Source organism: Cupriavidus sp. 05N38, assembly GCF_056397345.1.
This window is the reverse complement of the sequence record NZ_JBFTNF010000024.1, coordinates 66,800-77,920: the sequence shown is the minus strand read 5'-3', so window position 1 is coordinate 77,920 and position 11,121 is coordinate 66,800. Positions and strand designations below refer to the sequence as shown.

The following is an 11,121-nucleotide window of genomic DNA, read 5'->3' as shown; positions in this document are numbered from 1 at the left end:
ATCACGATTTCGCGCGAACTACATAGCTGCTCAATAGGCCGTGCTCGTGCAACCAGGCAACGACTTCTGCGCCCACCAACTCCAAACTCGCCCCGGCGCTGGTAGCCGATGCGTCGAAGAAACGCTTAACCGCCGCCGGCATATCATGGGCCTCTATAAATGTAATCTTCGCTAACTCATCGGAGCAGTAGTGCACGTCGCGAACGGCTTCAGGGGTCGGTGGAATCGACTGCCGATAGCGGCTAAAGCGTTCATAGAGTTCTGCATAGCGCCCAATTGCCTGCTTGTTACCAGGAAGATGCAGCACTAAGGTCGAGCGCCGCTGATCTGGCGATAGCCCGGCAAATAGACGCGAACCGAAGTAATGTTTCCAATCCTGCCGCTGTGTTGCCTCGAAGCCACTAAGTAGGGCATCGAGTTTGGCGATCAATTGAGTCCAGCGTTGGCCCTGCTTGAGCGTCGAAGACTTTGTCGATTCGGAAAAGCGATCGGATGCTTTAGCAATCACATCCCTAACTGCTGGAATATCGGAGGGTATCGTCATTGGTACCCCCTCCTGGCACAACATAGTGACACGATCGATCAGTGCGCGCAGGCGGTTTTTCCGAACTTGCAATTCCTCGCTGAGGCCGGCAAGAATTTCTGCCTCCTCTACGCCGTTGCGGGCGGCATCCAGTTGTATGAGGCGCTCCGTGGCACGCAAAGCATCGTCTAACAACATGTCTTCTCCCCTTGCGCTTCCAGCGTCGTCAGATCAGCTAGCAGCGTCTCGAACATGGTGCGAATACTTTGCGCCTGCGTTGCCGGATCGATGCCTTGTGATTGCGCCTCGAGAAGCTGCACTTGTTTTTGGGCACTAGTCACGACCGTGCGTCCCTCTTTGACAAATCGTTGCGCGATAATCATAGGATTGATATCCAATTGTGCCAGACGGGTGATCAGTCTGATCTGATCTTGGTCGCTATCGGCCACTGATGCCTGCAGAGTAGTCAGAGATTCCTTCAGGGCGGCAGCACGAAAGGCTTCGCACAGCTTTTTGAATGTCGCTGGTGTTCCGAGATCATCCCGGCTCCATCCGCCTCTATCCGACATTTCGTCGCCAAGTTCTTTCAGCGCATCGGCCACCTCTTGCTTGGCAATATCGTCACCGAGTTCCTGTTGCAGAGAGGAGGCAATGCGAACGGCTTCCTCGAGCACTCTCTTCGCGCGCACCACGACGCGTGGCTCTGACATCGCTGTGACCTGTGCCCGTATTTCCTGCGGAATGAGTTCAGGTTCCGCGCGGTCGTCATCCTTGGCGAGATGCTCGAGCACTCGCATGATATCGACGCCATATGCGATCTTCCCAATGTTGCCTTGGAAACAACCACACTGGGCCAACACCAACTGTATTAGGCTCGGTCGAAGCAAAAGAGCCTCGTCCTGCAACGCGCGCCACTCCTGATATGTTACCGGTGCGAACTCGGCGGACCTTTCTTTCAGTTGCGGTTTGCCAAAAAGGAATGCAATCAAGCTCGACGGGGTACGGCCACGCTCGTTAATGCCAAGTAGGCGACTATTTGCGACCAGTGCACGCGTTGCGGTTCGCAAACGCTGCTCAGCATCTGTCCGGAGTAAACGCCGTGCTTCGGGAACGAGACGCGATACGAGGTTGCCCACACGCGCCAAATCGTCATCAGCCTCTGGGTAATCGAACTTCTTCTTTCTGAACTTGTAGAAACGTATCAATGCCATCAACTCGCTGCGGAGACGTCCCGTCGGGTCGCGGTTATCCTCTGCTACTTGCAGAGACTGCGCGGCAACACCTCCCTGGCCCTGGGCATTTGGTATGGAAATGCGATCGGGTTGCAGCGGCATCCTCTGGCAGCGCTCGCCATTCCAGTCAATGCGTTCACTGATCGCTGCCGCTAGTTCCTTGCGAATATCGTTTGCGATGCGCGACGGTAGTCGCTCGTTTTCCTGCACCCAGCGTTCAAGGGTTTCCTGCAGGGTTCGTTCTTCCGATGATGGGCCGGGCGGCAACGTTGGCAGCGGCGCCGGTTCGGGCCCAGGGCCGATCGGCTGTTGGGGTTCAGGAACAAAATCGACGTCGGGAACGGGCAGGTCGAACGCCTGGAACACCTCACGCGGAATTCGTCCGATGTCTGCGCGACTTTGCGGCTGATTGCCCCAGATGCTTACCACCGCGGAATAGCGGCGCCTTTGATCAGCGGTAAATGGTTGCGCCGTTAGCCATTGCGAGACATCCGCATTGTTGGCTGGGCCTGCGAATCCTGGGGGCGGAAATCGCTTTTCATCGAAGGCACCACGTCCGATCAGCAGCGGACTACGAATAATATGATCGATGATAAGCCTTGGAGTGAATACCAAGGCATCTCCTTGTCGGAGCGTCATCTCGGCCAGGCAAGCAATTGCCGATGTCGTGAACGGAAATAAGGGCGTATCGTCGACCTTACCGAAAGCAACGAGTTTGTTGTCTCCTCCATCGTCTGGATGTCGATACGGCGGGATCCAAGCACGCGCATTCTCTCTAGAGTGGTCGCGCTGCGCATAGTGGCGCGCCAGTGCGGCTTCGCCCCAACGCGCCGCATTCAGATAGGCGGCCACCAGTCGGGTGGTGCGCTGCAGGACCTCCTCCTTGTCTCTCAAATGACTCTCGACAATCCATTCGCGCTTTGCACGGGTCGCAATGGTGTCCTTACCCGTCAAGTAGCCATCGGTGACGGCAATGGCCGAGCGCATTGTCGCGAATTCCCTAACCCCGTCGCGCACCCCCTCCTGAATAAGGACGTTCAACAGCGTTTCCTGGATGCCGGTTAATGCCTTGAAATCTTCGACGAGGATGACGAGTTCACGGTCTGACTTCAACAGCAGGCGCCGAATTTCGAGTATGACGTCCTGCAAGGTCATCCCGCCCATCGCTTCATGCAATTGAAACAACTGCCGGGTTGCCTGATCAACAACGCGCCCATTTAGCAGGTTGGCCGCAACGCGCCTACCATGGCCCTCACGGGCCTCCATTTGCATACGGTAGTATTGTCTCACCGTCAGCGATGCATCCCTGTCGAGGTCGATCGAGTCCGGCAGCACGAAGTCATCAGCACAGAAGTCGTCGGAGCTCGCCGACTGCCCCTCAGCCGACTGTCCAGCAACAGCGCGTTTAACCACTTTCGATRAGACCTGCGCACGAATATGATCAACGACAGAGGCATCGGCCAGGAACTTTGGTAGCATTCGTGCGTGCGCCAATTGCTCCTTCAGAACCGTATTGGTCGGATTCGCCTGTACCTGCTCCCTTAAGTCCTTGGCGAGATCCTCCAGGGCGATTTCAAGTTGTGCCTGAAAACTGATCACCGCCGTGTCAATAGTGATCTCGGCAAGGGCCTTCTTAAATTCCTGTTTGACAGAACCGTATTGATTGTCTGGCAAAGGCGCCAGGATTAATTCGACTACGCTACGCAAACTTGCGCTCTTGGGAATCCGGATTACGAGATAGCGATCTGGCTGCGGCAGACTACGCAACCGAGCGGCCAGAATACGTACCAAGTGCGACTTGCCCACACCCGACGAGCCGGTAATCGGGACGACATGGGCGCCAGTCGGCACATTGGCCGTCATGAAGTACTCGTAAAGATCATCTTCGGATGCCGGCAACTTTTCTCCGCTCGGCAACTGCCGGTACGAGAGCGGCGATGGCTGATGCACTGCCAATAGCACAGATTCCGGAGCACCTTCGGCTTCCGGTTTGATACAGCTATTGACTTCCTCTGCGGTGGGCCAGTAATTCAGCAAACTCAATTGGCGTCTCCCAAGAAGCGGACATGGGTAAAGCTGGACCAGGTACGGTACGCGCGGCCTGTGAGCGTCAGTGCGGTGCCAGCATCGGCCCTTTTCTCTAGCGCGATGTTGCCGTTCAACTCAAGGCGGCGCAGAGCCAACGACAGCGACATGGACAGATGTTCGGCAGGAGTTCGACGCCAGTTTTCTGACCGCAATATCTCTTCGACTTGGCGCCGGTATTGTCCGCGATCGAGGACCGGCAGCCGCGTAGCCAACGCATCGATAAAGGCATCCGCCGGCACAGCCTGTTGGCTCGGCAGCACGTGCGCCAATTCACCGCGTACTGCCTCGGTTGGATCGAGGAAGAAGCTATTGTCGTCACCCGTTGCGAAGCCGAGATAGCGCGCCCAGACGCGCATGCCCGGCCAGCGAGAATCGTTCATAAAAATGAAATGTGGGCTAGGGACTTGCGTGCGTTCGAGGTGCTCGATGTCAGAGTTCGGCAACGCGTAAATGTCTTGCGCCAGCACCCATGACAGGGCTCGCGCAAAGTCCGCGGCCCGTGCGGCTCCCTCCTCAGTTTTTTCGCTACCTAAGGCCCCCCAGATTGGCAAGCAGTGCTCTGATTGCAGAATAAGATAACGGCATCTTGCAGGCAGGCGATCTGTCCAAGTCTCCAGGGTCTCGCCGCGCAGGCGTTCTTCAGTGAGTCGCACAACGCCGGCGTCGTCGGAGAACAACCCCAACTCAATCCAGCGCGCCATTGCGGCACGCAGGCGCGTAAGGTCCGGGTCCTTTCCGGTCTCAACGCTTGGCGGTGAGCACATGGAAACCAATTCCTCTTTAGCTAATGGACCTTGCTTGAAAAGCGCGCGAGCCAGAATGATCATGTGCGAATGCAAGCCGTCACTGGCGAGATTGTTGATAGTCACTGGCTGATCGTAAGTAGTAAATGTTCAAGATGCGTGGCGTAGGGGCTGATGTCGGCCAAGCGACGCTGGGAATTTGAGGGATCCAGAGAACTGCGAGGCAGGAAGATGAGATGCTGTGGCCGTTGTAGGAGTTGAACACGTTCGAATACGTCCGGTGCCACGTCGCGTCCCAAGACTGTGACGCGCGCCAGTGGCGTGTACGGTTCTCCATTACTTTCGTCGAGGCCTTGATGAATCACGACGCCGGCACGAGCACGGCGGTAGAGCAACCACCAGGCGGGCTCTCCGCAGACGCTAGAGGTGGCATCTGCTGCCACTTCCCGTACGCCGCACTCTTGCACGAGCCACCCGACAACTTTGATTATCGACTGTGTCAGCGCAGGCGCATCTGCATCGTAAAAGACATAAACGAAGGCCGGATCGATCCAGCTAAATCGTTGGTTCCATGCCGAGAAATCGCTTTGGCAGGTCCGCGCGATGGGAATCGGGAACGGCAGCCGATAGGTCCGCGTCGCATTGCCAGAGAAGCGATCCTCCTTGCACCCACCGCATACTTGCGTAACGCCCACTGGCCACTGCGGCAAGCGAATCCGATACAGTTCACCAAGCGCTCCTCCAWCCTCCGTCTTTCCGTTCAGCAATCGCTGCATGAGTGAAAAATTCTTCTGAGCCGCGGATTTCGTTTTGTCGCGTGCACTGGTCACATGTTGCTCCCACACCGATGGCAACAGATGGCCGTTGTCGAGGATACGAACGCGAATTTTTGCCTTAGCAGCAAGCCGTGATGAGCCAAATCCGTCCCCTTCCTCGTCTGGATCTTGGTTGGGTTCCACGTCTAGCGATATCATGCCCGCGCGGGCCATGAGGATGAGTGTTCGCATGTTCCAGTCGACGTTGTATTCGTTCCCGCCTGGGAGCCCATCGCGTACTGCATCGATATTGATGAGGTACAAGTCCTCCTCTCCGGCAGGCTCCCGACTCTGGTACATGGCCCTCCAGCGAGTGAAGCCCATCTCCTCAGTGACCAACTTCGGTTGCGACATTTGGGCAGGCAGCACCCAATCGGTATCATCAAATACCAGCAGGCTGACGGCAGCGCGGCCATCACGGCCGCCGCGGCCAACCTCTTGATAGAACCGGTCAAGCGTTTCTGGGATCGTGGCATGGACGATGGTTCGCACATCAGCTTTGTCGATACCGACTCCAAATGCCGACGTGGCAATAATGCCGTCGAGCCTATTCTTCCGCCAGTTGTCGATGATCTCCAATCGCTGCCGCGCGGGTGTGCCACCATCAAAGCAGGCGATCCGTCGGATTCCGGCCTTCGACCTAAGCACCGCATCCCATTCGCGCACATCTTCGCGCTTGGTGACATATAGAATGAATGGCCGTGGCGCATGACGCAACGCTTCTAGCACACGCATATGCTTGTCGGCCCGACATGTGGCACGATAAAACCAGTATTGTGGCTCCGGCCGTAGGTGTACAGCGGCAACCATTTGCACTCGTTCAGCAGGGCCAAAGAGGTGAGCAAGCGTCTCGACCGTCTCTTCGCTAAAGGTGGCGCTCAGCAATAGCGTCCGGAAACTGTGTGGAGCGCTTGCCAACAAGTTATTACGCAAGCCCGCCAGCGCCTGGAATGTCGGGCGGAACTCGTCGCCCCACTGGGTCACCAAATGAGCCTCGTCAATGACCAAGTAACGCAGCATACCCGCGTGAGCTGCGTCGGTGACAGCACCCAATAGCGATGTATTCAATGCCTCTGGCGAAGTGAATAGAATCCGCTGGGTGCCATTGCGGAGGCGCTTGCGGATCTCTGCGCGTCCTTCTTTCGATAAGTCGCCATACCAGGCTAGCGGCCATGGCACATGCATCGGATCGGCTTGCCGAAAATACTTCAGCATGGCGTGCTCCTGGTCGATCGCCAGTGCTACCGTCGGAACTACAAAGACAGTCAGATGACCGGCCTCCTTGTGTACGAGTGCGCCCGCCTGCCCAACTAGGCTTTTGCCTGACCCCGTCGGCAAATTCACGAGGAGGGTCTCCCCCGGGGGAATTAGGAAAGACGCACGAACCGCCTCGCGCTGGCCGGGTGAAGAATAATGAGTAAAACCGGTCGCGTCGGTTATGAAGGGGTCGGCTGGGCATTGACCAGAGGTGCGGACCAGGCGCTCTGAATATGCATCATGAAAGGCGCCGTCGTCCGTGCTGTCTAGCCAGTCTGGCGACCACGGTTGCGCCGTCAACAGATAGGACTTACCATCAGCCGCGGCCAAAGTCTGTACACCGTGGGCAGTCCACGCTTCTGCAGATGGCCATGATGGATTGGCCGGCACACGCAACTTGAATTGGTGCCCTTGTTGTGCGCTTTCACGAAGCAAGCACTGCCGGACCAACGGAAGCAAATCCGCGTGCAACTTCTGATTCGCGCTTGAGCGTCGCGCATCAAGCAAGATTTGAAAAATACGCGTGAAGATCGGGTTGCCGACGTCGTGCTGTGGGAGATCCGCCGCTGGCCAGTCGCTGAACAGAGACTGCAAGTCTGCAAAGAGAAAGCTCATTGGAGGCCACCGGTCGACTGTTCGAGAACGGAGACCGGTTCGCTGCTCAGAAAGACCACACCTGCCACGTCGACCTTGATTATCGGTGTTTGAATACCGGCGTGCAGTGCCGCATTCAGCATCTTCTCCAGGGTCAATTGCGCATGCTCGGCAGCGGCCTCCGCGCCTGCCAACGACTGAATACGGGTAGTCAATTGCGCATATCGTCCCGCGTCCTCCTGGACAGCCTTGTCGATTGCTTCGCGCTGGCTCGCCCTAAGCTCTGGGCGCCTCATCACGAAGTCGAACGCACAGTCGCGCATTCGAAGACAGCGTTGTGACCAGTTGGCGAGCGAATCGGGGGCTGCCTTCTTCAAGGCGCGAAAATGCTCGAAATCAAGATTCTTATCGATATAGCCGGCCCCCCCCTCTTTCGCGTATCGCGGCGCAAGATAGGTCGCGATGTAGTCGGCCGGCAACTCCTCCCCATCCTCGTTAAGCCATACACGGGTCACTATTGGATGAAACAACGCATCCCCACGACGGCGTAAAACTGCGAGGTCAGATCTCGACGCCTCCCCATACTGGGCAAGAATGGCGGCAGCCTCATCAAGTCGCGCTTCAATCAGAAAATCGAAGCGAAAGCACATTTCCAAACGATCCGTTGGAAAGCCTTCATGGATCTGGCGCCACATGGCAAAACTGCGGCCACGGTCGTCGACTTCCGAAAACGACTTAACGGCTTCAACAAACGCATCACCATACCGCAATGGCCTCACGCCACGCCGGACGGCCGTAGTTCGATGTGCCGTGTGCGGATAGGAAAGCGGATGTAAGGATGAACTGCCGGGGGCTTCGTAATCTATGGCACCCAAAAAATCCTCTAGAAAGCCCGACATAGGTATTAATGTCGCCCTTCCACCCTGCTCCGGTGGGCTATATTGAAAGCGCGTGGGCACATCTACAGATGGTAGCTTTGTTTTTTCAGGTATCGGCACAAAAAACAAGGTATCCGTAATCCAATACAGCGTCGATTRCTTGATTGACTTCCAATCGCTATCGAATTCGAGCAGCGACTCGATATCGCTTTCAGACAGTGGCGCCAATTCATCGAGTGCATCTTGCTGATCGATCAATTTCAACTCGGTAGCGACCAGACCCTGCGGACCTTGCAGGCGAGCCACGAGTTCTGTCATTGCCTCAATACCGTGCAGAAAGATATTTTCCTGCAACCGGATGCCTTCCGCATCGACGATGTACTGGAGGCTGGAGATAGATTGCCCGAAGACGTTCCAACCGGAATTGAGCACGTCAAACCAAGCACTTTGCAACGTCGATGTAGCCTCGAGGAGGACGTATGACTGCACAGGCATCCCGGACCCATACCGGTCGACTCGGCCAATTCGCTGTTCGATTTGGTTGGGATGGATCGGCAGATCGAAATGAACAATAGCCTTGCTCCCACCCTGGAGATTGATGCCTTCCTCGGCTTCGCGATCGCAGACAATCACCTTGACACTATCGTCCGAGTTAAAGCGCACCCAGTCGGGATCGCTGCCTTGGTCATCGACCTCCATCGTGGCGTGGCGTACCGCCGAGACATGGTTGCTTCGTAGATGCCAAAAAACAGTGTCTGCCACCTCGGAACTAGAGCAAAAGACAATGGCCTTAGTATTGGCAGAGAATTGCCGCACCTGATCGGAGATCATTGCGCTGCGCTGCGCCAACCAGTCGTCTTCGTCACAATGGGCCAGGAGTTTGACCAGATAGTCATCCTCATCGTCAAAGGTCGCGGTGACAGCATTGGATAGTGCGTGTATTGTCTGCCTCCTTTTATTGCATACCAGCTTGAATTCCATCATATTCTCAAGCAGGGCAGTTATGCATTCCCAGTAGAAGCTGATCAATGGCGCTTGGTCTTTAACATCTTCCGGCCCGCGCAGCGATGCTACGGCGGAGATTCGCCAGGATTCAAGGGTGGCCTCAATGGCACGCGCCGAAGAGTCATGCATCGTCCACGGTTGGGCACCTTTCCGCAGAGGCGTTATTCCACTAATTCGCCGACGCCGATTACGCAAAATACGCCGGTTCAAGCGATAGGTTTCTGAGATGTGCGCGCGCAATTGCCGAATCGCATCTATCAATTCCGGGTCTTCTTCTTCCGGAACGCCTACCAGTAGCGCCTTCAAGGCGAACGTCAATTCCCGGAGACGTAAGTCGTGAGGAATTTTATCGAGCAAATCATCTAGAACGCCATCAAGGAACAAGGATTGCGACGGTTCCAGCATGGCGACGGTCTCTGCAAGGGATTGGCGATGTGCAATCCTTGTACGGAACGAATCGTAGTCACCCAGTGAGTAAACTGCGGGTTCGAGCAAATGCAGCATTCGCAGAAATCCCTCTTCGTTCCGCAAAATGGGTGTCGCTGATAGCAAGAGCACTCGCGGCACAATTCTCGCGGTACGACTTACCAATTCATATAATTGTCGATGTTGATCGCCGGCCCCCGGATCGGCAATACGATGGACCTCGTCGATGATCAGCAATGTGGCCATCTCCACGGCGACTAATGCCCCCTCGCTATCGTCATGAGCCACAACGAAGACTGAAATATCAAGAAAATCGAACAATCCGAATCGACGCGTCAATTCACGGCGCCATTGGGTCACTAGTGTCCGTGGCACGAGGATAGCGATGCGATGATTGACTGGATCGTCGAGTACCGCTTGCCGAACGACGATACCCGCCTCTATCGTCTTTCCCAACCCGACCTCGTCAGCCAACAGATACCGCTGAGATGGGTCAGTCAAGACTCGTCGCACGACGCCAATTTGATGCGCCTCTAGTTCGACTGCCGAAGACAGCAAGGCTGACATGCCATGAGCCAAGCCGCGTTGAGCGATGTACGAACTCAGAAACTGAGTGCGTGCTTCAGCATATTGCGGCGTTTCGGTGATCTGCTGCGCCAGGAACAGCGATGGATCTTCGATCGGCCTTTTCCAACGGACAAACACGTGCTCATAAGTAAGATATACGTCGTGCTTGTGCGAAAAACGGATGAACAGTCCCTCACCATCGTCTTCAATGACGCGCCCTACTCGCCAGCGAATGCTGCCTTCGTCGAAGACATAAACGCGAGTGTTTTTTCCTAAGACTTTGGGCCGTATCTGAGGCGCCTCGACTTCGCGCACCACGCGGCCGCCAATAGTCGGAAAATCAAAGTACTCGATCGTTCGCCGTGGACCATTTACCCCGATGATCTTTGCGATTCCATCGGCCTCATAGCCCTTCACGATGCAATATGGCGACGTCATTTTTTCGAAGTATCCCCAAAAAGTACGATGTACATCCGCAACATTCAACTAGTATATAGTTCGTTACCGATTTTCGACAACGGCAACTGATCTCTCTTCCGCAGGCATGGCAAGGCCAAAAACCCTCTCATTCGCAAACTCGGCTTCATTGAAGAAGGAAAGTCTGCGCAGCACTGCGGCAAGATGATGCTCGAGTCCATTCTGACTCCGCCGGGGTTCAAGCCTGCGGAACCCGAGGCTCTTTTGACGGCCCCATTACGTGAACTTAACGGCAGAAATATCGAGTTCATTAGAGCTGAGAGGCCTGCGCCTCGCCACGAGGCGCTCAGATATGTGGCACGACAAACGGACTAATCCCAAGCGACCGGATGGATCGCCAAATTCATCGCATCAAGACAGAGGCAGCAAAGGCATCCCTGACCACGAGCATCCAAGGATGGCGATAGGGGCTATGAGCTACATCGGAATGTCCGAGTCAAGGGGAACCCCGTGGCAGAGAAGGACTTGGAAGAACGGCAACGGCCCGGTACGCCATACCCGAATTGGGTATTGACA

The 11,121-nt window shown here is 55.8% G+C and carries 5 protein-coding genes; all 5 read right to left on the bottom strand.

Annotated features, from left to right (window positions below):
* Position 1: 1 nt before the first annotated feature.
* Genes AC1DK4_RS18705 through dpdE form a run of 5 tightly spaced genes read right to left on the bottom strand, consistent with a single transcriptional unit; the run spans position 2 to position 10,566 of the window.
* On the bottom strand, positions 2-721 hold the full coding sequence (locus tag AC1DK4_RS18705) for a hypothetical protein (protein ID WP_477116798.1): 720 nt from the start codon (positions 719-721) through the stop codon (positions 2-4).
* Positions 712-3,798, bottom strand: a complete 3,087-nt coding sequence (dpdH, locus tag AC1DK4_RS18700; protein ID WP_477131694.1) for a protein DpdH — start codon at positions 3,796-3,798, stop codon at positions 712-714. The genes AC1DK4_RS18705 and dpdH overlap by 10 nt, the downstream gene beginning before the upstream one ends.
* Positions 3,795-4,712, bottom strand: coding sequence for a protein DpdG (gene dpdG / locus AC1DK4_RS18695; protein ID WP_477116796.1), 918 nt, complete (start codon positions 4,710-4,712; stop codon positions 3,795-3,797). The genes dpdH and dpdG overlap by 4 nt, the downstream gene beginning before the upstream one ends.
* Positions 4,709-7,273, bottom strand: coding sequence for a protein DpdF (gene dpdF / locus AC1DK4_RS18690; RefSeq protein ID WP_477131693.1), 2,565 nt, complete (start codon positions 7,271-7,273; stop codon positions 4,709-4,711). The genes dpdG and dpdF overlap by 4 nt, the downstream gene beginning before the upstream one ends.
* Complete coding sequence (dpdE, locus tag AC1DK4_RS18685) at positions 7,270-10,566, bottom strand: protein DpdE (protein ID WP_477131692.1); 3,297 nt, start codon at positions 10,564-10,566, stop codon at positions 7,270-7,272. The genes dpdF and dpdE overlap by 4 nt, the downstream gene beginning before the upstream one ends.
* Between the last annotated feature and the right edge of the window lie 555 nt (positions 10,567-11,121).